The organism is Burkholderia sp. WAC0059 (assembly GCF_002870125.1).
Classification (GTDB): domain Bacteria; phylum Pseudomonadota; class Gammaproteobacteria; order Burkholderiales; family Burkholderiaceae; genus Paraburkholderia.
Genome location: NZ_PNEO01000004.1, coordinates 16,852 through 40,012, shown reverse-complemented (window position 1 = coordinate 40,012; position 23,161 = coordinate 16,852). Strand labels below are relative to the sequence as shown.

General features: G+C 69.5%; 22 protein-coding genes and 1 pseudogene. 14 read left to right on the top strand and 9 right to left on the bottom strand.

Annotation, left to right across the window (positions count from 1 at the left end; all coding sequences use genetic code 11):
- Positions 1-2: 2 nt before the first annotated feature.
- The gene (locus tag CY652_RS05365; protein ID WP_102129673.1) at positions 3-1,187 is read right to left on the bottom strand and encodes an MFS transporter; all 1,185 of its coding nucleotides are present in this window, start codon (positions 1,185-1,187) and stop codon (positions 3-5) included.
- Positions 1,188-1,542: 355 nt separating this feature from the next.
- Between CY652_RS05365 and CY652_RS05360 the strand changes: the two genes are divergently transcribed.
- A complete protein-coding gene (locus CY652_RS05360) occupies positions 1,543-2,067 on the top strand; it encodes a plasmid fertility inhibition factor family protein (RefSeq protein ID WP_102129908.1) in 525 nt (174 codons plus the stop codon).
- Here the strand turns inward: CY652_RS05360 and CY652_RS05355 are convergent.
- Positions 2,052-3,050, bottom strand: coding sequence for a 2-hydroxyacid dehydrogenase (locus CY652_RS05355; RefSeq protein ID WP_102129672.1), 999 nt, complete (start codon positions 3,048-3,050; stop codon positions 2,052-2,054). The genes CY652_RS05360 and CY652_RS05355 overlap by 16 nt on opposite strands.
- Before the next feature lie 491 nt (positions 3,051-3,541).
- On the opposite strand from CY652_RS05355, the gene CY652_RS05350 reads away from it, so the two are divergent.
- The gene (locus CY652_RS05350; RefSeq protein WP_102129671.1) at positions 3,542-5,149 is read left to right on the top strand and encodes a sensor domain-containing diguanylate cyclase; all 1,608 of its coding nucleotides are present in this window, start codon (positions 3,542-3,544) and stop codon (positions 5,147-5,149) included.
- Between the two features lie 163 nt (positions 5,150-5,312).
- Complete coding sequence (locus tag CY652_RS05345; RefSeq protein WP_258002202.1) at positions 5,313-6,965, top strand: EAL domain-containing protein; 1,653 nt, start codon at positions 5,313-5,315, stop codon at positions 6,963-6,965.
- Positions 6,966-7,156: 191 nt separating this feature from the next.
- Here CY652_RS05345 and CY652_RS05340 read toward each other — a convergent pair whose 3' ends face one another.
- The 3 genes from CY652_RS05340 to CY652_RS05330 all read right to left on the bottom strand — a co-directional run bounded on the left by CY652_RS05340 (position 7,157) and on the right by CY652_RS05330 (position 10,834).
- Positions 7,157-8,365 (bottom strand): MFS transporter, encoded by a 1,209-nt coding sequence (locus tag CY652_RS05340; RefSeq protein WP_102129669.1) that lies wholly within the window; start codon positions 8,363-8,365, stop codon positions 7,157-7,159.
- A 112-nt stretch (positions 8,366-8,477) separates the two neighbouring features.
- Complete coding sequence (locus CY652_RS05335) at positions 8,478-9,128, bottom strand: 2-hydroxychromene-2-carboxylate isomerase (protein ID WP_102129668.1); 651 nt, start codon at positions 9,126-9,128, stop codon at positions 8,478-8,480.
- 149 nt (positions 9,129-9,277) lie between these two features.
- The gene (locus CY652_RS05330) at positions 9,278-10,834 is read right to left on the bottom strand and encodes a TAXI family TRAP transporter solute-binding subunit (RefSeq protein WP_102129667.1); all 1,557 of its coding nucleotides are present in this window, start codon (positions 10,832-10,834) and stop codon (positions 9,278-9,280) included.
- 321 nt (positions 10,835-11,155) lie between these two features.
- Between CY652_RS05330 and CY652_RS05325 the strand changes: the two genes are divergently transcribed.
- Positions 11,156-11,401: a hypothetical protein gene (locus CY652_RS05325; protein ID WP_102129666.1), complete on the top strand. Its 246-nt coding sequence runs from the start codon at positions 11,156-11,158 to the stop codon at positions 11,399-11,401.
- Here the strand turns inward: CY652_RS05325 and CY652_RS05320 are convergent.
- Positions 11,398-11,684: pseudogene (locus CY652_RS05320) on the bottom strand (hypothetical protein); the annotation flags it as partial. The gene CY652_RS05325 and the pseudogene CY652_RS05320 sit on opposite strands and share 4 nt — an antisense overlap.
- A 232-nt stretch (positions 11,685-11,916) precedes the next feature.
- On the opposite strand from CY652_RS05320, the gene CY652_RS05315 reads away from it, so the two are divergent.
- The 4 genes from CY652_RS05315 (at position 11,917) to CY652_RS05300 (ending at position 14,489) form a co-directional block, all read left to right on the top strand.
- The gene (locus CY652_RS05315) at positions 11,917-12,297 is read left to right on the top strand and encodes a DUF5594 family protein (RefSeq protein WP_102129665.1); all 381 of its coding nucleotides are present in this window, start codon (positions 11,917-11,919) and stop codon (positions 12,295-12,297) included.
- 34 nt (positions 12,298-12,331) lie between these two features.
- On the top strand, positions 12,332-13,147 hold the full coding sequence (locus CY652_RS05310) for an AraC family transcriptional regulator (RefSeq protein ID WP_102129664.1): 816 nt from the start codon (positions 12,332-12,334) through the stop codon (positions 13,145-13,147).
- 167 nt (positions 13,148-13,314) lie between these two features.
- The gene (locus CY652_RS05305; RefSeq protein ID WP_102129663.1) at positions 13,315-14,283 is read left to right on the top strand and encodes a quinone oxidoreductase family protein; all 969 of its coding nucleotides are present in this window, start codon (positions 13,315-13,317) and stop codon (positions 14,281-14,283) included.
- A gap of 29 nt (positions 14,284-14,312) precedes the next feature.
- Entirely contained in the window at positions 14,313-14,489 is a 177-nt protein-coding gene (locus CY652_RS05300; RefSeq protein ID WP_102129662.1) for a DUF1427 family protein, read from the top strand.
- A gap of 56 nt (positions 14,490-14,545) precedes the next feature.
- On the opposite strand, the gene CY652_RS05295 is transcribed toward CY652_RS05300, so the two are convergent.
- Entirely contained in the window at positions 14,546-14,680 is a 135-nt protein-coding gene (locus CY652_RS05295; protein WP_102129661.1) for an entericidin A/B family lipoprotein, read from the bottom strand.
- 364 nt (positions 14,681-15,044) lie between these two features.
- Positions 15,045-16,142, bottom strand: a complete 1,098-nt coding sequence (locus CY652_RS05290; protein WP_102129660.1) for an MraY family glycosyltransferase — start codon at positions 16,140-16,142, stop codon at positions 15,045-15,047.
- A 309-nt stretch (positions 16,143-16,451) separates the two neighbouring features.
- Between CY652_RS05290 and CY652_RS05285 the strand changes: the two genes are divergently transcribed.
- Entirely contained in the window at positions 16,452-16,637 is a 186-nt protein-coding gene (locus CY652_RS05285; RefSeq protein WP_102129659.1) for a hypothetical protein, read from the top strand.
- A gap of 203 nt (positions 16,638-16,840) precedes the next feature.
- On the opposite strand, the gene CY652_RS05280 is transcribed toward CY652_RS05285, so the two are convergent.
- Positions 16,841-17,938 (bottom strand): LysR family transcriptional regulator, encoded by a 1,098-nt coding sequence (locus tag CY652_RS05280; RefSeq protein ID WP_102129658.1) that lies wholly within the window; start codon positions 17,936-17,938, stop codon positions 16,841-16,843.
- Positions 17,939-18,034: 96 nt separating this feature from the next.
- Here CY652_RS05280 and CY652_RS05275 point away from each other — a divergent pair, with 96 nt between their 5' ends.
- The 5 genes from CY652_RS05275 (at position 18,035) to CY652_RS05255 (ending at position 22,967) form a co-directional block, all read left to right on the top strand.
- A complete protein-coding gene (locus CY652_RS05275) occupies positions 18,035-18,352 on the top strand; it encodes an NIPSNAP family protein (RefSeq protein ID WP_102129657.1) in 318 nt (105 codons plus the stop codon).
- 51 nt (positions 18,353-18,403) lie between these two features.
- Positions 18,404-19,393, top strand: coding sequence for a D-2-hydroxyacid dehydrogenase family protein (locus tag CY652_RS05270; protein WP_102129656.1), 990 nt, complete (start codon positions 18,404-18,406; stop codon positions 19,391-19,393).
- A 104-nt stretch (positions 19,394-19,497) separates the two neighbouring features.
- The gene (locus tag CY652_RS05265; protein WP_219723707.1) at positions 19,498-20,817 is read left to right on the top strand and encodes an MFS transporter; all 1,320 of its coding nucleotides are present in this window, start codon (positions 19,498-19,500) and stop codon (positions 20,815-20,817) included.
- A gap of 178 nt (positions 20,818-20,995) precedes the next feature.
- Entirely contained in the window at positions 20,996-21,391 is a 396-nt protein-coding gene (locus tag CY652_RS05260) for a hypothetical protein (protein ID WP_102129655.1), read from the top strand.
- Positions 21,392-21,947: 556 nt separating this feature from the next.
- Positions 21,948-22,967, top strand: a complete 1,020-nt coding sequence (locus CY652_RS05255; RefSeq protein ID WP_102129906.1) for a PdxA family dehydrogenase — start codon at positions 21,948-21,950, stop codon at positions 22,965-22,967.
- The last annotated feature ends 194 nt before the right edge of the window (positions 22,968-23,161 follow it).

The window sequence follows — 23,161 nt, the reverse complement described above, 5'->3', positions numbered from 1 at the left end:
GCTCACGCGCACGAGGCGGGGTCGTTCACCGTGACGCGCGCTTTCGCGCGCCGCTCGAGCGAGGCCGACACGAGCGTCAGCGCGAACGCGCCGGCGACGAGCGCGAGGCCGACCCACGGCAGCCGCGTCAGCGGGGCGCCGGCGCTGATGGCCACGCCGCCGAGCCAGGCGCCGCCCGCGTTGCCGAGGTTGAAGGCGCCCTGGTTGAGCGTGGAGGCGAGGTTCGGCGCCTCGCTCGCGCGCTCGACGACGAGCATTTGCAGCGGCGGCACGATCGCGAACGCGAGCACGCCCCAGACGAAGATGGCCGCCATCGCGGGTTTTTGCCCGTGCATCGCGGCGGCGAACACGGCGAGGATCACGCCGATCGCGAGCAGGAAGCCGACGAGCGACGGCATCAGCCGCCAGTCGGCGAGCCGGCCGCCCAGCGTGCTGCCGGCCGTGAGCCCGAGCCCGAAGAGCAGCAGCACGAGCGTGACCGCGTGCGGCGTGAAGCCGGTGACGTTCTCGAGAATCGGCGTGATGTAGGTGAACACCGAGAACAGGCTGGCCGACGCGAGCGCGCTGATGGCGAGCACGAGCAGCACCTGGACGTTTTTCAGCACGCTGAACTCGTGCATGAGGCTCGTCTTCGGCATTTCGATCTTCGCCGGCAGGCAGACGGCCAGCGCGATGGCCGCGAGCACGCCGATGCCGGTCACGGCCCAGAACGTGGCGCGCCAGCCGGCGGCCTGGCCGAGGGCCGTGCCGAGCGGCACGCCGAGCACGTTGGCGAGCGTGAGCCCCGTGAACATCAGCGCGATGGCCTGCGCGCGCCGGTTCGGCGCGACCAGCCCGGCGGCCACGACCGAGCCGATGCCGAAGAACGCGCCGTGGCAGAACGAGGTGACGATGCGCGCGGCCATCAGCACGGTGTAGTTCGGCGCGATCGCGCAGAGCAGGTTGCCGACGATGAAGATGGCGATGAGCCGCATCAGCGCCCGCTTGCGCGGCACGTTGGCGATCGCGATGGCGACGATCGGCGCGCCGATCGCGACGCCGAGCGCGTAGGCCGAGACCAGCATGCCGGTCGCGGGGATCGACACGGCGAGGTCGCGCGCGACGTCGGGCAACAGGCCCATGATGACGAATTCCGTAGTGCCGATGCCGAAGGCGGCGACGGCAAGCGCGATGAGGGGCAGGGGCATGGCGGGATGCTCTGGAAAAACAGGGTGTCGAAACCGGGTGTTGCGCGAGGCCGGACAGGGGGCGTCGGCCGGGAACGGGTGAGCGATTGTACCTAAGCGTACCTGCGCGCCGAAATACCGGAAGGCCGGGAGCGGCGGCAGGGGCGGGGCGGCCTGAAAAAGCCGGTCCCGGTACGCGGCGCGAGGTCCGTAAAAAGCGTCGATATACTGATTGCGAGGGACGAAGGAGCAGGAAAGAGCAGGAGACCCCGTCGCCGCGGATTTGTCACAAAATATTCACGGATCGTCCGTAGCGTAGCGGCTTTTTTTATCCTTCACGGTCATGCAGACCGTTTTCAGCCATCCGTCCGAGACCATGTCCACGCCCGCCTCGAACAGCCCGCCGCCGGCCGCGGCCGGGCCGCTGTGGATCGTGCCGCTCGACAGCCACGCGGGCTACGACCACGTGCGCCTGCGGCGCGTGTTCGCGACCGACGGCGTACGTCACGAGGTCGTGCTCGTCGATACGCGCAGGCTGCTCGTCTGCGCCGACCGCGACGACACCGACTACGTCCTCAAGCCCGTCAGCGACTGGCATGCCGGCAAGATACGCGGCATCCGCGAGTTTCTCGATCCCGACAACGAGCGCGTGCCCGAGATGCCCTACGTGACGGTCAGGACGCGCCGCTCGGCGGGGCTGTTCGGCTGGCTCGGCCTGAGCCGCGAGGGGGTGGTCGGGTTCCGCAACGGCCAGCATCGCGCCCGCTATCTGGCCCACGCGGGCGCGCGCTGGTTGCCCGTCGAGGTTCACGAGCGCGAGGCCCGATTGCTGCGCGAGGTCTGCGGCGCGGGTCCGGCGCTGGTCGGCGCGGTCGCGCGCCCCGTTCATTCCGGCGGCTGAACCAGGTTGCGCGGGGCGCCGTCGCGCCAGGCCGTCACGTTATCGAGCGTCGTGCGCGCGATCTCGTTCATCGCCTCGCGCGTGAAGAACGCCTGGTGCGCGGTCACGATCACGTTCGGGAACATCAGCAGCCGCGCGAGCACGTCGTCCTGCAGCGGCAGGTCGGAATGGTCCTCGAAGAAGAGGCCGCTTTCCTCCTCGTAGACGTCGAGCCCCAGGTGGCCGAGCTGGCCGCTCTTGAGCGCGCCGATGAGCGCGTTGCTTTCCACGAGCCCGCCGCGGCCCGTGTTGATGAGCATGGCGCCGCGCTTCATGCGCGCGAGCGTGTGCCGGTTGATGAGGTGATGCGTGGCCGGCACGAGCGGGCAGTGCAGGCTCACGACGTCGGCGTTCGCGAGCAGCGTGTCGAGCGGCACGTACCCGGCGCCGAGCGCGACGAGCTCGGGCGCCGGCGGGCCCGGATCGTAGGCGAGCACGCGCATGCCGAAGCCCGCCATGATGCGTGCGAAGGTCCGGCCGATCATGCCGGTACCGACGACGCCGACGGTCCGTCCGTGCAGATCGAAACCGAGCAGCCCCTGCAGCGAGAAGTCGCCTTCGCGCGTGCGCGCGACGGCGCGCGGCAGACGGCGGTTCAGCGCGAGGATCATGCCGACCGCGTGCTCGGCCACCGCGTGCGGCGAGTAGGCCGGCACGCGCACCACGGGCAGCTTCAGGCGCGCGGCCGCCGCGAGATCGACGTGATTGAAGCCCGCCGAGCGCAGCGCGATGAATTTCGCGCCGCCCTGGTGTAGCTGTTCGAGCACGCCGGCGTCGAGCGCGTCGTTCACGAACGGGCACACGACGTCGAACCCGCGCGCGAGGATGGCGGTGTCGGCGTCGAGATGGGCCTCCTGGAAGTGCAGCTCGAAGCCGAACGCCGCGTTCGCTTCGGTGAAGGTGTCCTGGTCGTACTGGCGGCTGCTGAAGAGGACGATGCGCATGGCGGGCTCCGGCGGGTCGGGGGCGGATGGTCCGTGGACGGCGGCGTCGCGCCGGCCGGTCCGGCGGGTCGGGTCGGACCGGCCGATGACGGTCGCCGGAAGAAAATCATAGGGATAGTCCGGCGCAATGACAACGGCCGTGACGCGCCCGGCACACGGTATTTCCCCTTAATCGGTCGAGACGGGCAGAGGACGCGCGAGGCGGCGGTCGTTCGTCAGGACAGCACGACAATCGGGCCGGCCGCGCGCCGGCGGCATAGTGGTTTCCCCGGGGCATGGCCGGTCCGGAACCCTTGCCGGCACGAGAGGCGTGTCGGGCCGATGCGCAAGGCATGCGCGGGTTGCCGCCCGAGGGCGGACGGCGGCGCACTCTGCTAGGATCGAACGCAGGCATTCGCGCGGCGCAGGCAGGCCGCGCCGGCGCCGTGTCCCGAAGCCGAAGCCGCGGGACGCCCTTTCGCTTGCCTCGTTCGCGAATCCGACGACCGGTCATGGCTCCTTCTCCCGCAGCCCGTCCTGCCCCGGCCGGGCGTCTTCGCCGCGCGGCGCGCGCTGCCGCCGCGACCCTTGCCCGGACGGTCGGCAACGCGCCGCCGCTCGTCGGCGTGGCCGGCACGGCGGCCGCGCTCGCCGTCGTCGTGCTGCCGCTCTTTCCGATCGCCGTCGCCCGCGCCGAGGCGCTCGAGCATGCGCGCGAAACCGCCGCCAATCTCAGCTCGATCGTTGCGCTCGACCTCGAACGCAACGGCCGCTTCTACGGCCTGCTGCTGGAGACCATGGTCGAAGGCGCGCAGGACGTGAGAACCTGGCGCCTGCCCGAGGACATGCGCTCGCGTCTGATCTTCGGCGGCGGGCCGGCCGCCGATTATCTGGACGCCGAATACGTGATCGGCGCGGACGGGCGGCTCAAGGCATCGCCCGACGGCGCGATGGACCCGACGATTCAGCTTTCGCATCGCGACTATTTCCTGTTCCACCAGCGCAACCCGTCGGCCGGGGTGTTCGTCTCGCATCCGTTTGCCTCCGCCCTGCACGGCGGGTCGCCCTCGATCGCGCTGACGCAGCGCATCAACGGGCCGGGCCGCGCGTTCGCCGGCGTCGCGTTCCTCGAAGTGCGGCTCGCCTATTTCCAGCAGCTCTTCGCCCGGCTCGCGACGGGTCCGGACGGCGCCGTGTTCATCGTCCTCGAGGACGGCACGGTGCTCGCGCGCAAGCCGTTCGACGAGCGCGACGTCGGCACGAGCATCGCGTCGCTGCCGGGGTTTGCGCAGACGGCGTCGCGCGACAGCGGATCGTTCGTCGCCGCCGGCGACCGGGGCGACGCGGGCGTCAAGCGCCTCTACACGTTCGCCCGCGTGCCGGGGCTGCCGCTGATCGCGGTCGTCGCGCCGTCGGTGGACGACGCGCTCGCGGACTGGCGCCGGCAGAGCCTGCTTGCCGAATGCGTGGCGCTTGCGTTCGGCGTCGTGCTCGCGCTGGGCTCCTGGCTGCTCGTCTACACGCTGCGCGGCAGGCAGCAGGCCCAGGCGGAGCTGGCGCGGCTCGCGACGACGGACCCGCTGACGGGCCTCGCCAACCGGCGGACGCTGGACCAGCGGCTCGAGCAGGAATGGGGCCGCGCGCGCCGCACGGGCGGCTTCATGTCGATTCTTTTCATCGACATCGACCGGTTCAAGCTGTTCAACGACGCGTACGGGCATGCGGCCGGCGACGAGGTGCTGGTTTCGGTGGCGAAATGCATCGCGTCGTCGGCGCGCCGTGCGGTCGACGTGACGGCCCGCTACGGCGGCGAGGAGTTCGCCGTCGTGCTGCCCGACACGCCGGCGGCCGGCGCGCTCGAGATTGCCGGGACGATTCGCCGTCGCGTGGAGCAGCTCGCGCTGGCCAACGAAGGCAGCGAGCACGGCAACGTGACGGTGAGCGTCGGCTGCGCCACCTGCTGTCCGGCCAAAGGCGGCATCGCGACGAAGCTGCTCGCCATTGCCGACGAGCAGCTCTACGCAGCCAAGTCGGCGGGCCGCAACCAGGTGAAGTCTGTCGTCGTGACCGCGATGGCGGCGGAGCCGACGCAGCAGCCGCTGCCGGCCGGGGGACGTTAGCCCCGGCCGGCAGCGCCGGCCCGTCGTTGCTGGCTATGGTTGCCGGCTTATGGTTGCCGGCCAGCGTTCGCCGGTTGGGGGGACGTTCGTCGGCCTCTGGCCGATCGTGCCGCGGATTCGCGGTCCCGCCGCTGCGCGGCCGTCGTCGCAAGGGAGAGAGGCGTTGTCCGGAGCCGAAACGGAAACCCCGAAGTGCTGGCGGCGCCATCTGGCGCCGATCCTCGTCGCGCTCGTGCCGATCGTGGTGGCGCTCGGCTTCGGCTGGCGCGAGGCCCTGCACGAGCTGCGCGACGGGGCGGAGCTGGCCGCTCACGCTGTGCGCAATCAGGTCGAGACTGTGCTCGCGCAAGCGCGTGAAACGGCGGCCGAGCTGGTCCCGCTCACGACGCAGACCTGCGGTCAGGTCCTGCCGGCGCTGCGCCGCAAGGGCGCCGTCGAGCCGTACCTGCGCTCGATGCTGCTGATCGACGGCGATCACATCTACTGCTCGTCGGTCAGCGGCGCCGTGAACCTCGCGCTGGCCGACTACGAAGGGTTTCCGACGAGCCGGCCGGCGGGGCTCTGGGTCCGGATGGTGCGCGGCACGCCGCTCCGGCCGCAGCGCGCCGCGTTGCTCGTCGGCGAGCCGGCCCCGAACGGACGCAGCGTGGCGGCCGTCGTCGAAGGCCAGTACCTGCTCGATCTGCTCTCGGCGATCGCGCCGCTCAACGCGTACCGCATCGAGCTGCGCGTCGGCGACGGCATCGCGCTGCAGGGCGGCATGCCCGAGGCGAGCCGGCCTCGGAGCGTCCCGCTGTTCGCCGGGAAGACGGAGGCGTCGGGCACGGTCGTCGACGTGCGCGTGTTCGGGGCGCACCAGCTCGTGTTCCGGACGTGGGGCGAGATCCTGCTGCAGTTCCTGCCGTTCGCCGCGCTGCTCTCGGGCGTGCTCATGTGGCTCGCCTATCGCGTGCAGCAGGCGCAGCAGGACCGCCAGTCGCCGCGCGAGCAACTGCTCAGGGCCATGCACCGCGGCGAACTGCACGTCGTCTATCAGCCGCTCTACAGCATCCCGGCCGGCCGCTGCGAGGGCGCGGAGGCGCTGCTGCGCTGGAACCGGCCCGACAAGGGCGCCGTGCCGCCCGACGCCTTCATCGCGAGCGCCGAGGAGGGGCACGCGATCGTGCCGCTCACGCGTCATCTGCTACGGCTCGTGGCGGACGATTTCCGGCGCTGGGTGTTCGAGCCGGGGTTCCATCTCGGGCTCAACGTCGCGGCCGAGCATCTGTCGGGCGACAGCCTCGTGCCCGACATCCACGCGTTCATGGCCGACGTGGCCGCGCGACAGCCGCTCGTGGTGATCGAGATCACCGAGCGCAGTCTCGTCGAGAACGCCGTCCGCGCGCGAGAGAATCTCGATACGCTGCGCGCCGAGGGCGCGCGCGTCGCCATCGACGACTTCGGCACCGGCTACTGCTCGCTGTCGTATCTGCAGAAATTCCCGTTCGATTACCTGAAGGTGGACCAGGGCTTCGTGCGCGCCATCGATCCCGAGCACGGCGACGCGCCGATTCTCGACACGATCATCGGCCTCGCGCATCGGCTCGGCGTCGCGCTCGTGGCCGAGGGCGTGGAGACGCCCGCGCAGTTCGACTATCTGCGCGAGCGGGGCGTGACGCTCATTCAGGGCTATCTGATCGGGCGGCCGATGCCGGCGGCCGAGTTCGCGCACTGGTACGGGACGGCGGGCCGGCAGACCGTCGGCGCCGACGCGCGGCCGGCGGCCGGGGAGGCCGCCGAGGGGGCGGATCGGTCGGCCCGGCCGATCGACGGTTAGGGGAACCGCGCGGGCCGTCGCCGGTCTCGCGCTGCCGGCGAACCGGCGAACCGGCGAACCGGCGAACCGGCGAACCGGCGAACCGGCGAACCGGCGAACCGGCGAACCGGCGAACCGGCGAACCGGCGAACCGGCGAACCGGCGAACCGGCGAACCGGCGAACCGGCGAACCGGCGAACCGGCCTCAGGCCTCAGGCCGCCGGGGCCTGCGGGACGCGCTGGCTGCGCCGGTACAGCAGCGTCGAGAGCCCGATGGCCGCCGCCGCGGCCAGCGCGGCGAAGAAGTAGACCGAGGCGTAGCCGAATGCCCCCGCGATATAGCCGGCGAGCGGGCCGGTCACGCCGAGCGAGAGGTCGAGGAACACCGAGTACGCGGACAGCGCCGCGCCTCGGCTCGCCGGCGGCACGAGGCCGACGGCCTCCACGCCGAGCGCCGGGAACACGAGCGCGAAGCCGAAGCCCGTCAGCGCCGCGCCCGCCATGGCCAGATGCGGTGTCGGTGCGAGCCAGAGCAGTACGAGGCCCGCGCATTCGCAGGAAAACGACGCGATCGCCACGCGGAAGCCGCCGTAGGTCTTGATCGTGTTCGAGAACACGAGCCGCGCGCCGATGAACATGAGCCCGAACAGCGTCAGCGAGAGCGCCGCGTTGGACCAGTGTCGCGAGGCGTAGTAGAGCGTGATGAACGTGGCGATCGAGCCGAAGCCGGCCGAGCCCAGCGCGAGGCCGATGCCGTGCGGCAGCACGCGCGTGAACACGCTGCCGTACGACATGCGCTCGCCGTGCACGACGGGCACGGGCGCGATCGGCCGCGCGAGGTAGTAGCCGAGCGCGGCGAGCGCGATCACCACGATGCCGAGCACCCAATAGCCGACGAAGTGCGAGAGTTCGACGCCGAGCGGCGCGCCGATGGCGAGCGCGCTGTAGGTCGCAATGCCGTTCCACGAGATGACGCGCGCGTTGTGGGACGTGCCGATCCGGCCGATGCCCCAGAGAATCGCGCCGGTGCCGCACAGGCTTTCGCCGAAGCCGAGCGCGAGGCGGCTCAGCACCAGCAGGACGAGGCTCAGCGCGTGCCAGTGCCCGAGCAGGACGGTGAGAAACAGGAACACGCCGCTCACGCCGCAGCCGATGAGACCGATCGAGACGGTTTTCTTCGGGCCGAGCGTGTCGGCGCTGCGGCCCGCGAACTGCCGCGAGAGGAGCGTGGCGACGTACTGCACGCTGATGGCGCCGCCGGCCAGCACGGCGCTGTAGCCGAGGTCCGCGTGCACGTAGCCGGGCAGCACCGCGAGCGGAAGGCCGATGGTCAGATAGCAGAGGAAGGTGAAGAAAACGACCGGGAGAATCTGGACGGTCGTGGCGAACTCGCTGCGCGGCGGCGCTAAATCGGCGGACATGGAAAAACTGACGTGGAGAACTGCACGAAAGCGGCAATTGTTACATGGAACCGGTTCGCATGCAGCCGCTGAATCAATTCGCCGGCCGCCCCGGTCGCCTGGTTGCCCGGCGTCATCGACCCGAAACGGGCATGCCCGCGGGCAGCGCGCTGATGCGCCTGACCTCGGCCGAATCGAGCCAGTTCGGGGTGCGGGCGCAGTACAGCACCATCGGCAGCGCGTCCTCGCCCCAGAATAGCTGGCGGTTCAGCCAGAACGTCGGCACGCCGAACACGCCGAGCGCGATCGCGTCGGACGTGTTGCGGCGCAGTTGCGCGCGCACGCCTTCCTGCTCGATCAGCGAGGCGCCGTGCGGCAGGCCCACGCGCTCGCAGAGCGCCTCGAAGCCCTCGTCGTCCGACGGATCGCGGCCTTCGCGCCAGATGAAGCGGAAGATTTCCCGCACGCAGGCCGGGTCGTTGCCCGAGGCGATGGCGAGCAGCATCGGCCGGATCGAATCGAACGGATGCGCGCCCGGCATCCTGAACGGAATGCCGAGCTGCTCCGCGCGAAAGAGCGCGTGCCGGTAGGTGAAGATCCGCTTGGCGGGCACGGTCTGCGAGGTCGGCTGGCCCCAGTGGCGGTAGAGGTCGGTCAGCAGCACGGGCCGCATGTCGAAGTCGATGGCGGGCCACTTGCCGTGCTGTTCGAGCAGCAGATACGAGAACGGCGAAACGAAGTCGTAGAACCAGATGGGCTGGCTGGCGTCGATGCCGCTGACCATGCTTTCCTCCCGGGTTGCTTTTATGCGGGTCGCGTCGGCCGCGGCCCGTCGAATGGATGCCGACGTCAGGGCAACGGGCGTTGCCGACGCGTCTGCCGTGGCAGTGTACCGTCCGCGCGTGACGCAACGCGCGGGCCCGCGCGGCGCGCTCATCCGTCGCGCGGCGTCCTGGGCCGGCCGGACGCGCCGGCGGCCCGCGGCGCCGGGGCGGACGCGTCGCCCGCTTGCGCCTTGCCGCACCCGGCATCGGTGGTATCAGCGGCATCGGCGGCATCCGGGACGGTGACGCCCGGTCCGCCGCGGCCGGTGTCGCCGTCGTCGTCATCGTCATCGTTCGCGTCGTTGCCGGCCTGCGCGCCGAGCAGCCGCGCGCGCACGAAGCCGATGTGCTCGCGCAGCACGTAGAACTGGCCCGCATAGGCGAGCGGCATTTTCAGGCTGTTCACCGATTTTTCGATCGCGTCGAGCCTGCGCAGCAACGCGCGGCGTTCGGGCTCGGACGCCGTGGCGCGGGCTTCGCCGTTCTCGTTCAGCGCCTCGCGCTCGATGCCGATCAGCGCGCCGTAGCGGCGGTAGATGCGCGACTTGACCCGCCAGGCATAGAGCGAGGGCACGAGCCGCAGCCCCGGTATCAGCACGACCACGACCGGCACCAGCAGGACGAGCAGGCGGTCGGCGAGACTCGCGAGCCAGAACGGCAGCACGCGGTACAGGAAGCTCTTGCCCGACTTGTAGTAGCGCGCAGCGTCGTCGCTGATCGGGAAGTCCTCCCCGCGCAGCGCCGGAAATTCGCCCGCGCGCTGGAGCAGCGACGCCTTGCCGTGCACTTCCTGGGCGGCTTCGATCAGGAGGTCCGAGAGCGCCGGATGCAGCGAGTCGCGCGCGACGAGCTCCTCGGTCGGCGCGATCATGCGGATGTCTGTGGCCGGCAGGTTGCGGCCGAGGTCGAGCGCGCCCATCGGCAGGCTGATCGCGGTGAGGTACGGAAAGCGCCGCGCGTACGCCTCGGCTTGGGCGAAGTCGAAGAGGCGCACGCCCGGCGTCCGGTAGAGCCGGCTGATCACGGGAGGCTGGGCGGAGTCGCCCGTCAGGAACGCGGCGTCGACGCGGCCGTCGGTGAGTGCCTTCGCGGCCTCGTCGCCCGAGAGCGGCAGCAGTTGCGTCGCGCCGCCGGGCGCGATGCCGTTCGCGTCGAGCAGCACGAGCGCAAGCGCGCGCGTGCCGCTGCCCGGCGCGCCGATCGCGAGCTTCTCGCCGGCGAACTGCGAGAGGCGCGTGATGGCCGGCCCGCGGTAGAACACGGCGAGCGGCACGTACGCGACGCTGCCGAGCGAGACGAGCCCGTCGGGCACGTGGTTTGCGAGGCCGTCCTGGACGAAGGCCGCATCGACGCGGCTCGACGGATCGGCGAGGCGCTCGAGGTTCTGCGCGGAGCCTTCGGATTCGAGCACGCGCAGCGTGATGCCGTTGCGCGCGAGGATGGTCTTGTACTGCTGCGCGGCGTTCCAGAAGGTGCTGCCCCGCGGGCCGGCGCTGATCGTAAGCGAGTCGGGCGGCGCGGGCTGGATGAGCCGCACCGCGAGCCAGAGCGCCGCGATGCTCGCGAGCAGGATCGGACCGAAGGACATCGCCAGGTCGCGCCACGAAATCGCCACGAAGCGCGCGACGATGCGGGGAGGCGGTTTGCGGCCGGTGCGTGGCTTCATCGACGGTGAACGGGGCAAGCGGGCTCGATGCGTTCGGGGTCGGAGGGACGGCGCGGACGTCGTCCCGGGAAGGTGCTGGAACAGGGCGGAACATCGCCGGGAAAGTGCCGCTGCGTCGACGGATTATCCGTGCGCCGATGGTACATGAGATTGAGCGGGCGGCGTGCCGGGACTGGGCTGCACAACGCGTGTGCGCACTGACACACAGATTTCGCGAAAAAGGGGGTATACGAGGGTATACGGTGAAAATCGGCGAACCTGCCGCAGCCCGGCCCGCTCTCGGGCGGGTGCCGGGCCGCGGCGCCTGACGGATGGACGAAGATGAACAGCCTGACTTACACCGATCTGCCGCTCGGCGATCGGGCCGCCTTCGAGCTGGCCTGCGCGCGCCACGGCTTCGCGCCGGCCCACTTCGAGGTGACGGGCGAGGACGACCCCGCCGATCCGGAGCACGGCCCGCTCGTGATCGTGCGTCGCGGCGGCTGGGCCCAGGCGTACCGGATGGACGGCTGCGGCCGCTGGCTGCGCGAGTTCGAGACGGACCTCAACTGCCGGTTTTTCCGCTAACCGCCGTTCCATCGGCCCGCCGCCCTGGATGGGCGCGACGTCGTTCGTCGCTCCTTCGCGTCAGGCGGACAGCCGCCGCGCGTCGGCGTGGCCGCGAGCAGATTGCGCAGCAGCGCCTCGGGCGCTGCGCGAGGACAGTAGACTGCCGACCGCGATGCCAGGCAGCGATCCGCAAAGCAGCGACAGCCGCATCGCCCAGTCGATCGACCCGCGCAGGCAAGTGGCCCGTGTCCGCCAGCGGCGTAAGCGGCACGGCGTGGGCGACGCCGGAGCCGACGATGCGCGCCGGGTAAGAGCAGCAGCAAACACCGTCGTGGCGATCGTCGTGGCCGCGTAGCGCAGATCCGTGCCGACCATCGCGGCCGGATGCGGCCGACCGGGCCCTGCCGCTGCGCCCTATCCTCCATGCTGGGCGGCGGTGCGCGGGACGCGGTATGCTGGCGACTCGTGTTTCGCGACACGCAGTCGCCTGTCGCGCGGACACCGGTTTCTCCCACGAGCAGGGTCTTCCACGCATGAACGACGACGTGTTCCGACAGTTCGAGACGCGATTCGCGCCGCGCATTGCCGAACATCTGGCCGGCCGGTTCGGGCCGGGGGTGAGGGTCGAGGTGCTGCCCCGCACCGGGCGCGGTCACCCCACGCGGGTGCGCATCGCCGGCGAGCCTCACGGACATCGGCATCCCTATCCTTTCGCGCTGAACCTGTCGCTGACCTGGGACAGCGACGAGATCGACCGGCTGATGGAGCCCGACGGCGAGGCGCGCTTCGCCCGCTACCTCGAGGCCACGGTGAGCAAGCTGCGGGCGTGGGAGAGCGTGCGGTCCGTCGACTTCGCCTCCTGCACGCAGGGCGAGCCCGAGATACTGATCGGCGGCCTCGACTTCGAAGCCTGACGACCCGGTTCGCGCTCACCACCGACACGACGCCATGCCCAAAGCCCTGCCGCCCGATCTGTCCGCCGGTGGTCCCGACCGCGGCCGTTCGCTCGCGCGGCACTATCCGCGCGGGCTGGAGATCGATCCCCACGCGCACGACTGGGCCCAGGTGCTTTACGCGGTCTCGGGCGTGATGTGGGTCGAGACCGGGCGCGAAGCGCTCGTCGTGCCGCCGCAGCGCGCTGTCTGGCTGCCGCCCGGCACGGTCCACGCCATTCGCATGATGAGCGCCGTGCAGATGCGCAACCTCTACCTGCACGAGCGCTACGTGCGGCACCTGAGCCGCCGGCACGACGTGTTCGAGGTCAACGGCCTGCTGCGCGAGCTCATCACGACGCTGGCCGAGCGCGAGGCCGAACTCGACGAGACCTATCTGCAGACGGCCTACCGGCTCACGGTGATGGAGCTCGAGCGCGCGCGCAGCCATGTCCAGCGCATTCCGCTGCCGGGCACGGCCGACCGGCGGCTCGCGATGCTCTGCGAGGCCGTGATCGTCAACCCCTCGCTCGAGGTCAGCTTCGAGCAGCACGCCGCGTCGGTCGGCGCGAGTTCGCGCACCCTCTCGCGCCTGTTCCGGCGCGAGCTCGGCAGCGGCTTCGCGGAGTGGCGGCGGCAGGTGCAGCTCGCCGTCGCCGTCTCGCGCCTCGCCGAAGGGCAGCCCGTGAGCCGCGTCGCGCGTTCGCTCGGCTATCTGCCGAGCAGCTTCAGCGACATGTTCCGGCGCGAGCTGGGCGCCGCGCCGACGGGCTTCTACCCGGCCGGCACGCTGATGGCCGCGGACGGCGAGCCGGTTCCCGAGCCGGCCTGAGGCCGACCTGAGCGGCGCGCCGCGCGGCGCGTCCGGGGCCGTTCAGGGGCTCGCCGGCGGTTGTCCGGAATTCGAAAGTATCTGTCCATCCAATCGCCAACCGGCAATCTAGACTGCTGCCTGACGTCGCGCATTTCCGCGCCGAACTTCAACGAAGGAGTCCCATCATGAAGGCCGTCCAGTTCAAGACTTTCGGTACGCCCGATGTACTCGAATACGTCGATCTGCCCACGCCCCGACCCGCCGCCGGTAGCGCGCTCGTGCGCGTGATGAGCGCCTCGGTCAACCCGAGCGACGTGAAGAACGTGTCGGGGCATTTCGATCACACGCGGCCGCCGCGCGTGCCGGGCCGCGACTTCAGCGGCGTGGTCGTGGACGGCCCCGACCAGTGGGTCGGCGCGGAGGTGTGGGGCACGGGCGGCGACATCGGCTTCACGCGCGACGGCACGCATGCCGAATTCATCGGGATTCCCGTGGCCGCGCTCGCGCGCAAGCCGGCCGCGCTGAGCCACGAGCAGGCCGCTTCTATCGGCGTGAACTTCGTCGTGGCGTGGCTCGGCACGGTCGATTACGGGCGCATTGCCGCCGGCGAGACGATCGCGGTGATCGGCGCGTCGGGCGGCGTCGGCGGCGCGGTCACGCAGATCGCGAAGGCGCGCGGCGCGCGCGTGATCGCGGTGGACCGGCACGAGCCGCATCCGGACTCGCCGGCCGCGCAACGGCTCGACGCCTACGTGCCGTTTGACGACCAGACGGCCGCGCGCGTGCGCGAGCTGACGGGCGGCGCGGGCGCGGACCTCGTCTACGACGCGGTCGGCGGCGTCGCCTTCGAGGTCGCGCTCTCGCTCGCGAAGCGGCGCGGCCGCGTGGTCGAGATCAGCGCGACGGGGCGCCGGCGCGTCGAGTTCGACCTGATCGACTTCTATCACAACGAAACCCAGCTTTTCGGCGCGGACAGCGCCAAGCTCGGCGTCGCCGATTCGGCGCCGATGTTGGCGGCGCTCGCCGAGGGCTTCGACGCGGGACTCTACATTCCGCCCGTGATCGCGGAGCGTTTTCCGCTCGCGCGTGCGAAGGAGGCGTACGAGGCCGTCGCGGCTGGTACGCGCGGCCGCGTCGTGATCGACATGGCGTAAGTGCGCCGCGAACCGGAACGGAGAGAACGATGAAGGCTTATTTGATTTCCCTGGCGGCGGGCGTGGCGGTGGGGCTGCTCTACAGCGTCGCGCACGTCAAGTCGCCGGCGCCGCCGACGGTCGCGCTCGTCGGGTTGCTCGGCATGCTGGCCGGCGAGAACGCGATCCCGTTCATTCGCGCGTGCATGGTGCATCTGGCGGGATGAGGGGCGTTGCTCGCGCCAGATGCCGGCGGGCCCGGGCGTGGGCAACGTATTTCGGGCTATTTGGCCTTGTCGGCTGCGTTGGTGATGGCCTGGCCGCCCTGCGAAAGGTCCTGGCCGGCGCCCGCAACGGTGTTGCAGCCGGCGAGGGCGACGGCCGCGAACGCGAGCGCAAACGCGATGAATCGAGCCATGAAGGTTCTCCTTTAAGAACGAATACGTATCGAACGGGCGGAGCGGGCTGGCGGGACGTACCGTGCGCGGCGGGTTCGCCCCGTCGGGCCGCCGTCGACCGATCGTGCGGATTGTACGCGGCTATCGGGGGCACATGCCTCGACGCTGCGCGGGCCGGAAGCCGCCGCCGGTGCCGAATGCAAAACAAAACGATTGGCCCGATGTTTCATGGCGCACGACGACGATGACGCTTCAATACATCGCGCCCGGAGCCCTTTGCGCCGCCTTCCGGGGCGGCTGAAACCCCTGAGGCAGGAGGTCCGGCGCACCGACGATTTCGTCATGTCGACCGCTCAGGCTACGGTCTGCTCCTCGGCGCGTCGGCTAACGCGTCTTGCGCACGACCAGCCATTTCGGCGACCGGAACCGCACGATGCTCACGTAGAGCCAGACGTAGGTGATCGCGAACACCACCACGAAGCAGAACAGGTGGACCGTGTGCCGCCAGAACAGCGTGGCCGGAATGACGGCGATGAGGCACAGCAGCCACAGATAGGGCGAGGTGAGCGAGTTGCGCCGCGTGAGCTCGCGCGCGGTGCGCGCGCCCACGGCCCAGCGCATGAGGCGCTTGTAGACGAGCATGTGCAGGTGCACGCCGTCCGGAATGCCGGGCGAGATGCCGCGGACGAACTTCTTCCGGTAGATGGAGAAGCAGGTCTCGAAGATCGGATACATGAAGAGCAGCACGGGATACCAGGCGGACACGTCGCGATTGCGCATCACGAGCGCGATCGAGAGCTCGGCGAGCATGAAGCCGATGAAGTACGCGCCGCCGTCGCCGAGAAAGATCAGCCCGGCCGGGAAGTTCCAGATGAAGAAGCCCATCACGGCGCCCATCATGATGAGCGACGCCGACAGCACCACGGCGTCGTGCACCTGGAACGCGACGTAGGCGAGCGAGGCGAACATCATGAACGCGACCATCGAGGCGAGGCCGTTGAACCCGTCGATGATGTTGATCGCGTTGGCGAGCGCGGCGACGGCGAGCACGGTGATCGCGAACGAGACGGCCGGATACGAGAGCAGAAAGTCGAGCGGCGGCACGCTGATGCGCGTGACGGCGATGTGGAGCGCGAACCAGGCGAGCGCGGCGGCGGCCATCGTGCACAGAAGCCGCGCGAGCGGCGAGACGCGCTTGGTGAGGTCTTCGGTCAGGCCCGAGGCGAACGCCGGCACGCCGCACGCGGCGAGGCCGAGAATGCCGCCGGAGACGGCCGGATAAGCGCCGTGCAACTGCGCGGCGGAGACGACGAGGCCGATCACGATGCCGGTCCCGCCGATGCGCGGCACGGGCCGGGCGTGGAATTTCTGCACGCCGGCGAGATCGGCATCGGTCGAGAATTTTTCATGCAGATGCGCGTAGCGCACGATCAGCAGCGTAACGAGCAGTGAGACGATGAAGCCGAGCGCAAAACTAAGCATGAAGCCGGGACCCTCGAAGAGAATGCGCGATTATACAAAGCTGCATGGGCCGTTCCGGCGGCGCGCCGTAGCGGCGCCGCACGGCCGGAACATGGCCGGCAGCCGGCTGCGCAGGCCGCGCTTGCCGGCTGCCCGGTTTGCCCGTTCCCCGATCCTGTGACGTCCGCCGGGCGCGCCGGGCCTGTTAAGGCTGGTAACACGTGTAAGCCGCTCCGAAATCCCCGGCCGCAACCGGCTCGCTACACTGCCTTCACCTGGGCACCGCGGCCGTCAGCCGGTCCGCTTCGCCCGTTCATCGGGAGAGAAATAATGATCAGACTTCTCGTCGGCGTGGCTCTGGCCGTGGGCCTCGCGGGCTGCGTGGTGGCTCCGCCTTACGGATACGGCTATGCGCCCGCGCCGGCCTACGGCTATTACGGCTACGGGCCGGGATACTATGCGGCGCCTGCCGTCTCGGTGGGCGTGGGGGTCGGCGGCGGCTGGCACGGCCGCTAGGCCTTGCCTCGGGCCGGGCGGCCGGACCGGTTTCGATTCAGCCGGGGTATTGGCCGCTCGTCCCCGATTTCTCAACGCACAAGGATGTGACCAAAGGTTTCACGTTCACGGTCGGGCGGGTCACGGCGACGGCCTCGACTTGACCGTGCCACTTCAAGGGCGAGGCGGTCCGGCGGTTGGCTCGCCGGAGGACCGGAAGCGGCTCAGGCGGAGTGCTCGCCGCTTGCGGCGGACGTTTCGGCAGCCGCCTTGCGCGCCGCGCGGTGCTTCGTCGGTCCGAACCCGCCGCCGGCCACGCCGTCCGTGCCGCTCGCGGACTCGCGCGCGATCTCATCCCATTCCTTCGCCGAGAACTCCACCGGCACGCGCACGCCCGGGAAGCGCGTGAGTTGCGTCACGGCGGCGCGCACGTATTTCAGCATCGTGAGCGCGGCCGGGGAGAGCGATTTGCCCTGCCGGCGCACGACGCCGACGGTCCGGGTCAGCTCCGGCTGCGTGAGGAGCCTCAGGCTCAGGCGGTCGAGCGGCGTGCGCTGTGCCGCGAGCGCGGACATGACCGAGACGCCGACGCCGCGCGCGACGAGCGTTTCGATCGTCGAGGTGTTCGACACCCGGTAGCGCGGCTCGCGCACTTCCTCGCTCAACTCCGGCGTGTGGGTCAACTGGTGCTGCATGCCGAGGTCGGCGCTGAACCCGATGATGCGTTGCCCCGCGAGCGCTTCCCAGTGCAGCGGACCTGAGCCGGCCGCGAACGCGTGCTGGGGGGCGAAGACCACGCCGAAGCTGTCCTCGAAGAGCGGTTCGAACACCAGCTCCGGATCGGGTTCCCAGGGGGAGCAGATGCCGAAGTCGACGTCGCCGTCCACGATGCGCTGCTGCACGGTCTCGGAATTGTCCTCGCGCAGGTAGATGTCGATGTTGGGGTACGCGTCGATGTAGGCGGCGACGGCCTCGGGCAGCAGGAGCGCCATCACCGACGGCACGGCCGCGACGCCGACCTTGCCGCGCTCGCGCTGGCCGAGCGCGCGCATTTCCCGTATCGATGAATCGAAGTCCTGAAGAAGCCGCTCCGCCGAGGGCAGGAATTCCTGGCCGGCCTCGGTGAGGTCGAGGCGGCGCGTCGAGCGGTCGAACAGCAGGACGCCGAGGTCGTCCTCGAGGTGCTGGATCGTCAGGCTCAGCGCCGACTGCGTGACGAACAGCGACTCCGCCGCCCGCGTGAGGCTGCGGTGCTTCGCGACGGCCACGAACGAGCGGATGTGGCGGATCGAAAGCCGTTTTGAGGCACCCGGTTTATTCATTGAAATTTCTCGTGAATCAAGTCATTTTTATTGATTGTATTATGGAGCAGCCGGCCCGTAGACTCCAGTGAAGATTGATTTCACGAGGAAAACAGGATGCTGGTGGATCTGCGGCGGTACACGATCGTGCCGGGCAAGCTCAAGGCCTACCTTGCCGTCTACGAACAATACGGCCTGCCGGTGCAACGCCGGCACGTGGGCGAGCCGCTCGGCTATTTCATCTCCGAAGTCGGCACGCTCAACCAGGTCGTGCATCTCTGGGGCTACAAGGACTTCGAGGACCGCCGCACGCGCCGCGCCGCCATGGAGGCGGACCCGGACTGGGCGGCTTACCGGAAGATGACGGCCGAAGGCGGCTATCTCCAGTTACAGGAGAATCAACTCCTGTTTTCGGCACCCTGGTCGAAAATCTGAAACCACTCTGGTTGAAAATATGAAACGTCAACCAGGCGAAACGGAGACGAGATGAAAGTAGTCATTTCCGACGACTATCAGGACTGCATTCGTACGCTGGATTGCTATCCGGCGCTGGCGAAGCATTTCGACGTCGAGATTCACCACGACACGGTGACGACGCTCGACGCGCAGGCCGCGCGCTTCGCCGATGCCGACGCGCTGCTGCTCGTGCGCGAACGCACCCCGATCACGGCCGAACTGCTGGCGCGCCTGCCGAAACTCAAGTTCATCAGCCAGACGGGCCGCGCCGCGAATCACGTCGATCTCGCGGCCTGCACGGCGCGCGGCATTCCGGTCTCGGCCGAGGGGTCGGCCACGACGGCCGCCGCCGAGCTGACCTGGGCGCTCGTGATGACGGCGATGCGCAAGGTCCACCTCGAAGCGGCGCGCCTGAAGGCCGGGCTCTGGCAGGGCCACCTCGGCGTGGGCCTGAAGGGCCGCACGCTCGGCATCGTCGGGTACGGCAAGATCGGCAGCGTCGTGGCCGGCTACGGCCGGGCCTTCGGCATGCGGGTCGTCGCGCTCGGCGATCACGAGAGCTCGGTGGCCGCGGCGAAGGCCGACGGCGTCGAAGCGCAGACCGACCGGCAGACGTTTTTCGGCGAGGCCGACGTGATCTGCTGTCACCTGCGGCTGTTGCCGGCGACGCGCGGCATGATCACGCTGAAGGATCTGACGGCGATGAAGCCGACGGCGCTCTTCGTGAACACGAGCCGCAGCGAGGTGGTGGCCGACGGCGCGCTGGAAGCGGCGCTGCGGGCCGGGCGCCCCGGTTTCGCGGCCGTCGACGTGTACGAGCGCGAGCCGATCTATCACGCCGACCATCCGCTGCTGGCTTTCGACAACGTGCTGGCCACGCCGCACATCGGCTACGTCGAAAAGGACACCTACGAGCATTACTTCGGCATCGCCGTCGAGCAGTTGCTCGCGTGGCAGGCCGGCCATCCGGTCAACCTGCTCAACCCGCAGGTCGTCGCGAGTCGTCCCGCGGCTGGTTGAGCGAGGGCCGCGACGCCCGACCGGAGGAGGGCCGCCGGTCGGGACGAACAACAATAAAAAAGACACGGCCTTGTTGAGCGCAATTTCCAACCGTGGAGACCAACGTGGAAAACACCACAGAAGTACTTGCCATCAGACGGATCTACCGACGATTGGTGCCCTTGCTGTTCGTGATGCTCATCGTCAACTACCTGGACCGGGTCAACATCGGGTTCGCCGCGCTGCGCATGAATCATGAGCTCGGATTCAGCGCTTCCGTGTTCGGTCTCGGGGCCGGCATCTTCTTCGTCGGCTACGCCGTCTTCGAGGTGCCGAGCAACATCATGCTGCACAAGCTGGGCGCCCGCGTCTGGATCGCCCGGATCATGATCACCTGGGGGCTCGTTTCGGCGGGGCTCGCGTTCGTCCACTCCCAGACTTCGTTCTACGTGTTGCGCTTCCTGCTCGGCGTGGCCGAGGCGGGTTTCATCCCCGGCGTGGTCGCCTACCTGACCTGCTGGTTCCCGGTGCGCTACCGCTCGCGCGCCAACGCCGGCGTCATCATGGCGACGGCCATCGCGTCGGCGATCGGCTCGCCCGTGTCGGGCATCCTCATGCACGCGCTCGCCGGCACTCACGGCATTTCCGGCTGGCGCTGGATGCTGCTGCTCGAAGCCGTGCCGGCCGTGGTGCTCGGCGTGTTCTCGCTCTTCTGGCTCACCGACCGGCCCGAGCGCGCGAGCTGGATGTCCGCCGAGCAGCGCAACTGGCTCGTCGCCGAACTCGCGGACGAGACCGCGAAGCTCACCAGAACCGCCAGCCTGCCGTTCCTGAAGATCGCGATGATGCCGCGCGTCTGGAGCCTGTCGGCGCTGTTCGTCTGCTTCCTGACGGCGTTCTACGGCGTGCTGCTGTGGCTGCCGCAGATCATCAAGAACATGGGCTCGCTGACCGATCTGCAGGTCGGGTTCGTCTCGGGGCTGCCGTTCTGCTGCGCGGCGGTCTCGATGTACTTCGTCTCGCGCCATTCCGACAAGGTGGCCGAGCGGCGGCTTCACATCGCCGTGTGCATGACCGTCGGCGGTCTCGCGCTCTTCGCCTGTGCGTTCGTCTCGCAGCCGCTCGTCGGCCTCATCCTGCTGTGCATCGCCGCGAGCGGGATCTGGGGCTGCCTCGCCGTGTTCTGGACGCTCACGGGCGAATTCCTGACCGGTGCCGCGGCCGCCATCGGCATCGCGCTCATCAACACCATCGGGCAATGCGGCGGCCTGCTCGGCCCGTGGATGGTCGGCATCATCAAGGACCTGACGGGCAGCTTCTCCGTGGCGCTGATCGTGCTGGCCGTGGCGGCCGGCCTTGCCGCCGTGGTCGCGTTCCTGCTGCCCGACCGCTCGGCGAGCGTCGAGGCGGCCCGCGCGCTGAGCGCCGATCCGGCGGCGCAGTGACGGGAACGACGGGCCTCGCTCGCGTATGATCGAAGTCCGTCGAGCGGCCGCGCCGGTCTGGTTCCGGCACGCCGCGCGGCGGCCGGTTCCGCGCCGGCCGGCTTTCCTTTTCCGGGCGGCGCGGTTTGCCCGTTTTTCAGCCCGCTTTTTGTCCGCTCCCGCCTGAAAGCCCCGATTCATGAGCACTTCGCCCTACCTCGATCTCGCCGCCCTGACCGAACTTGCCTCGCGCTCCGAGGCGGTCGCCGAACCCTGCTCGTGCACGAAGACGCCGCTCGACGGCTGGCAGAGCCAGCCGCTGTCGCTGCCCGAATCGCAACTGCGCGAGGTCGGCACGCTGCTGGCCGACGCCGGCGAAGAGCCGACCTTCAGCGAATACCTGCTCGACGGCGCGCGCTACTGGTCGCCGGAGGCGCCGATCGCGCCGCGCTATTTTCCCTACAACCGCTGCGCCGTCTGGGAATGCGCTGTCTGCGGGCGGGGCTTCCTGCGCTACACGGAAGGCGGCGGCTATTTCGTCGATCGGCGGATTCGCTTGCTGAAGGCTTCGCTGATCGTCGACGCGGCGCTTTGAGCGCCGGTTTGCCGCCCGCGGGGTAAAAGGGGCGGCCCTCTTTCCGCCGACTGCCGCGAGGCGAGGGCGGTCATTCCCACAGGCCAGTCGGCGCCGCGAGCGTCTCGACGGTCTTGTCCCGATTGTCGAGGCGATCGTCGTCCGGCGTGAATGGCGTTCCGCTCTCGATTCGCGTTTCAACGAGAAATCGAGTTTCTGCGCCGGCCGGGATCACGATTTACCATACGTGGTGACAACGGGCTGTTGACGGTCATGTGGAGATTGCCCAGATCGACGGGGGATCTCCGCCGGAATCGTTGGCCCGACTACGACCCGGTTGTCGACAGACGGTGCCTGCATCGCGTCCGGCTATTCGTACCCGTTCCGTACCCGTTCCAGATGAGCCCGCGCCCGGGCTCCTGATGTCCCTGGAGCTTCGAAGAGCTCGCCGCGGATCGAAGCCTTCGGAAAGGCGCATTGGCGTGCCGATCCCCGGGGCGTGATGACGCGCGAACCGGTTGCCTCGCGCGACCGCTGGCCCCGATTCTCAATACAAGGAAAGATGGAGGAGCGACAGATGAAACCCCTGATTGGCCTCATGCCCGGCGACGCGACCGGCATCGGCCCCGAACTGGTCGTCAAGCTGCTTTCGACCCCGGCCGCGCGCGAGCGGGCCAACGTCGTGATCGTCGGCGACGCGCGCGTGCTCGAACTGGGCATGAAGGACGCCGGCGTGCGCATTCCGTACCGGACGATCTCGCGTCTCGAAGAAGCGGATCACGCCGCGGAGGCCGTCCCGCTGCTCGACTTGCACAACATCGACCCGGCGCTCTACGAGCGCGGCAAGCTCAATGCGGAGTCGGGCCGGCTCACGGGCGAGACGCTGAAGTTCATGACGGACCGCGCGCTCGCCGGAGCACTCGACGGCATTTGCTTCGCACCGCTGAACAAGGCGGCGCTGCATCGCGGCGGCTGGAACTATCACGACGAACACCAGATGTTCGCCGCGTGGACGGGCCACGTCGGCTACTTCGGCGAGGTCAACATCATTCCGCAATTCTCGACGTTCCGCGTCACGTCGCACGTGGCGCTGCGCGAGGCCGTGGATATGGTGAAGCCCGATCGCATCGAAGGCACGCTCGTGCTCGCGCACGAAACGCTGCGCGCCTTCGGCAAGGCGTCGCCGCGCATCGGCGTGGCCGCGCTCAATCCGCACGGCGGCGAGAACGGCCTGTTCGGCGACGAGGAAATTCGCATCATCCGCCCGACTCTCGAGGCGCTGCGGGCGAAGGGGCTGTCGAGCGAAGGGCCGTTTCCGTCGGATACGGTCTTCATCAAGGCTCGTCGTGGCGACTTCGATGCCGTCATCATCATGTACCACGACCAGGGGCAGATCGCGACGAAGCTGCTCGGGTTCTCGCAAGGGGTCACGTTTACCGGCGGCCTCAAGACCGTCTATGCGACGCCGGCGCACGGCGTCGCCTATGACATCGTCGGCACCGGCAAGGCCGACGTCGGGGCGATGGCCGCGGCGTTCGACGTGGCCGCACGTACCGCGCTCGCGCGCAAGACCGCGCGCGAAGCCGTCACGGGCTGACGGGGCCCGTCGTCCCCGGTTCTCGCACGCGTTCGAGATCGATCGCTTCGCCGTGTCCGCCTCGCCGTGGGCGAGGTGCGCCCCGGGGCTTTCTTCGGACGCCCGGCGGTGGAATGACGTGGCCGCGCTGCCGGCGCGGCGCGCGCGATTTGCGGCCGAGAGGCGAGCGAATAGGCCTCGCTCGAGATGACGCA

Bases quoted from the DNA above. Each gene is read 5' to 3' on its own strand.
- CY652_RS05300 (WP_102129662.1), top strand. From the start codon at position 14,313: ATGAAGGCTTATTTGATTTCCCTGGCGGCGGGCGTGGCGGTGGGGCTG.
- CY652_RS05270 (WP_102129656.1), top strand. From the start codon at position 18,404: ATGAAAGTAGTCATTTCCGACGACTATCAGGACTGCATTCGTACGCTG.
- CY652_RS05260 (WP_102129655.1), top strand. From the start codon at position 20,996: ATGAGCACTTCGCCCTACCTCGATCTCGCCGCCCTGACCGAACTTGCC.
- CY652_RS05340 (WP_102129669.1), bottom strand. From the start codon at position 8,365: ATGTCCGCCGATTTAGCGCCGCCGCGCAGCGAGTTCGCCACGACCGTC.
- CY652_RS05355 (WP_102129672.1), bottom strand. From the start codon at position 3,050: ATGCGCATCGTCCTCTTCAGCAGCCGCCAGTACGACCAGGACACCTTC.
- CY652_RS05335 (WP_102129668.1), bottom strand. From the start codon at position 9,128: ATGGTCAGCGGCATCGACGCCAGCCAGCCCATCTGGTTCTACGACTTC.
- CY652_RS05305 (WP_102129663.1), top strand. From the start codon at position 13,315: ATGAAGGCCGTCCAGTTCAAGACTTTCGGTACGCCCGATGTACTCGAA.
- CY652_RS05325 (WP_102129666.1), top strand. From the start codon at position 11,156: ATGAACAGCCTGACTTACACCGATCTGCCGCTCGGCGATCGGGCCGCC.
- CY652_RS05280 (WP_102129658.1), bottom strand. From the start codon at position 17,938: ATGAATAAACCGGGTGCCTCAAAACGGCTTTCGATCCGCCACATCCGC.
- CY652_RS05310 (WP_102129664.1), top strand. From the start codon at position 12,332: ATGCCCAAAGCCCTGCCGCCCGATCTGTCCGCCGGTGGTCCCGACCGC.
- CY652_RS05295 (WP_102129661.1), bottom strand. From the start codon at position 14,680: ATGGCTCGATTCATCGCGTTTGCGCTCGCGTTCGCGGCCGTCGCCCTC.
- CY652_RS05285 (WP_102129659.1), top strand. From the start codon at position 16,452: ATGATCAGACTTCTCGTCGGCGTGGCTCTGGCCGTGGGCCTCGCGGGC.
- CY652_RS05315 (WP_102129665.1), top strand. From the start codon at position 11,917: ATGAACGACGACGTGTTCCGACAGTTCGAGACGCGATTCGCGCCGCGC.
- CY652_RS05350 (WP_102129671.1), top strand. From the start codon at position 3,542: ATGGCTCCTTCTCCCGCAGCCCGTCCTGCCCCGGCCGGGCGTCTTCGC.
- CY652_RS05255 (WP_102129906.1), top strand. From the start codon at position 21,948: ATGAAACCCCTGATTGGCCTCATGCCCGGCGACGCGACCGGCATCGGC.
- CY652_RS05290 (WP_102129660.1), bottom strand. From the start codon at position 16,142: ATGCTTAGTTTTGCGCTCGGCTTCATCGTCTCACTGCTCGTTACGCTG.
- CY652_RS05360 (WP_102129908.1), top strand. From the start codon at position 1,543: ATGTCCACGCCCGCCTCGAACAGCCCGCCGCCGGCCGCGGCCGGGCCG.
- CY652_RS05365 (WP_102129673.1), bottom strand. From the start codon at position 1,187: ATGCCCCTGCCCCTCATCGCGCTTGCCGTCGCCGCCTTCGGCATCGGC.
- CY652_RS05275 (WP_102129657.1), top strand. From the start codon at position 18,035: ATGCTGGTGGATCTGCGGCGGTACACGATCGTGCCGGGCAAGCTCAAG.
- CY652_RS05330 (WP_102129667.1), bottom strand. From the start codon at position 10,834: ATGAAGCCACGCACCGGCCGCAAACCGCCTCCCCGCATCGTCGCGCGC.